This is a genomic window from Pseudomonas sp. ES1, from assembly GCF_050586605.1.
GTDB classification, from domain to species: Bacteria; Pseudomonadota; Gammaproteobacteria; order Pseudomonadales; family Pseudomonadaceae; genus Aquipseudomonas; species Aquipseudomonas sichuanensis.
Map to the genome: position 1 here is coordinate 1 of NZ_JBOBDM010000134.1, position 1,072 is coordinate 1,072.

At 52.3% G+C, this 1,072-nt stretch carries 1 protein-coding gene; it reads left to right on the plus strand.

Going from position 1 to position 1,072, the window contains the following annotated elements; translation table 11 throughout:
- Window positions 1–618, plus strand: a 618-nt coding sequence (locus ACQ4N9_RS26475; RefSeq protein WP_430934109.1) for an RHS repeat domain-containing protein, incomplete at its 5' end; no start/stop codon positions are given.
- Between the last annotated feature and the right edge of the window lie 454 nt (window positions 619–1,072).

Genomic DNA, 1,072 nt, shown 5'->3' on the forward strand with positions numbered 1-1,072 from the left:
GCCTGGTACCACTGCGATCACCTCGGCACGCCGATGGAGCTGACCGACGAGCAGGGCAATGTCGCTTGGACGGGACAGTACAAGGCTTGGGGCGAAGTGCGGGAAGAACGTTCGGCGTGGGCCAAGCAGCAGGGCCTGGGCAACCCGCTCCGCTTCCAAGGGCAGTACCACGACCATGAGACCGGGCTGCACTACAACCGCTATCGGTACTATGACCCGAACTCAGGTCGCTTCATATGCAAAGACCCAATCAGCTACAGCGGCGGAATTAACTTATTTGAGTACACTATCAACCCGATTCTCTGGATTGACCCATTAGGTCTAGCAAAAAATAAGTACAAAGTTCGGCGCCCTCCTGCGGATGCTCATGATCCGCACGGCTCAAAAGCTCCGGGAAAACCTGGAGAGGCCGAAGGTTTCTGTGAGTGCAAGCTCGGAGAGACTTGGGTAAAACTTGATGATGGTCGAGGCTCAGGATGGGTTGACAAACATGATGACGTTTGGGTGCCCACAGGCCCTGAAGGTCCAGGGTCAAAGGCTCACGGAGGTGCACACTGGGACGTTCAAAAACCTAAAGGCGAATACGAAAATGTCTATCCAGGTGGGAAAAGAAGATAAATGAAGATCCTCATAGAACTCCCAAGCTTTTTTTCAAATTTAGATGAGGTCCGTTTCTTTGAGGGACTCACCTCTAATCCCGCCACAGTAGAAGTTCGTGGATCCGGGAGAGGTCTAAATATAAAAATCGACAAGCGGAAGCTCTCAAAAGAAAACATGCGGGAGCTTATATCGATATTTTTCAGATACGGCGTCAACTTAAGACCGCTCGCAGAGATCGCCAATGGAAGTCGCCATGCTTGGATGAAGGATAGTGACTACTATTGGTACAAGTCCATGTTTGAAAATTAATAACTCGCAAAGGCGAAAGAGACCACTATGACGCGGCGGGCAAACTGACATACATCCAGGACAGCCGTCGTGGTCAGTTGGAGTACCAGTACGACCCAGTGGGCCACCAGCCGGCTGGGCGTGGAAACCTTCGCCTTCGACCCGGCCGGTAACCTGCTGGACC